Annotated in this window: 1 protein-coding gene; it reads left to right on the forward strand. The window is 46.5% G+C overall.

Annotation, left to right across the window (positions count from 1 at the left end):
• On the forward strand, positions 1-1,092 hold a 1,092-nt coding region (locus R8O70_RS26045; protein ID WP_318184566.1), incomplete at both ends, for a histidine kinase dimerization/phospho-acceptor domain-containing protein.

A 1,092-nucleotide genomic window follows, 5' to 3' on the forward strand; every position in this document is an offset into this window, starting at 1 on the left:
TGTAGAGCGCTTCGTCGCACTCAATGCCAACCAGAACCAAGTCCAATTGCTGATAGAAACCTTTAGCAACAAGGTATTTCAAACTAGCCAAGAATTTCGTGATCAGTTACTTAACCAAGAGGAACTACAAGCGTTATCTCCTCTTAAAACGGGAGCTGGACTTGCTGCGCTGAACACGCGACTGGCGCTACTTCATGACATCGACGATACGATGGAACATGAGCTGCAAACGAAGCTCGCACAAACCATTAAAGCAACCACGCAACAGCGGTTGGTATTCATTGTTATCATGTCGTTGGTGACAATTCTTGTTATCAGTTTAACCATTCGCTTGGTGCGTAAAGTGACCAACAACCTGCATCTTGTTCTCGAGTTTTTAAGCCGCGAAAATTACAGCGAAGACTCACCACTTTCTGAGCTCATCAAAGGCAAAGATGAGTTAAGCAAGTTTGCTCAAGAAGTGGAAAAACTCAGTCATGAGAGAGAGCAAGCAAAGCAGAAACTCACCAAAGCCAAAGAAGATGCCGAGCGCGCCAAAGACGACGCGATTGAAGCCAGCAAAGCGAAAAGTAGCTTCCTAGCGAACATGTCGCACGAGATTCGTACTCCGCTCAACGGTGTGATAGGTATTTCTGAAGTGCTGGCAGACACCCCGTTGACGGCTACACAGCGAGATTACGTCGACACAATAGAGACGTCTTCCCAATTGCTGCTCAGCCTGATTAACGACGTGTTGGATTTTTCCAAAATTGAGGCCGGCATGTTGCTGATAAGTCCTCATTCAACCTGCGTGCGAGAATCAATTTATGACATCGCCTCAATCGTGTCCCCAAAAGCAAAAGAGAAAGGCATCGAATTAACCGTCAGCATTAGCCCAAACACGCCTTATCACATCGTCATTGACGATCACCGCTTGCGTCAGGTGATCATGAACTTCATGTCCAATGCCGTTAAATTTACGGAACGAGGCAGTGTAGAGCTTTCGATTACCACGCTTGAAAGTAATGAATCGGAAGCCATCATCGAGTTTTCCGTGCAAGACTCAGGCATCGGCATCGATGAGCAGCAACAGAAACGAATCTTCGCACCATT

Source organism: Vibrio sp. 779(2023) (assembly GCF_033344285.1).
Lineage (GTDB): Bacteria > Pseudomonadota > Gammaproteobacteria > Enterobacterales > Vibrionaceae > Vibrio > Vibrio alginolyticus.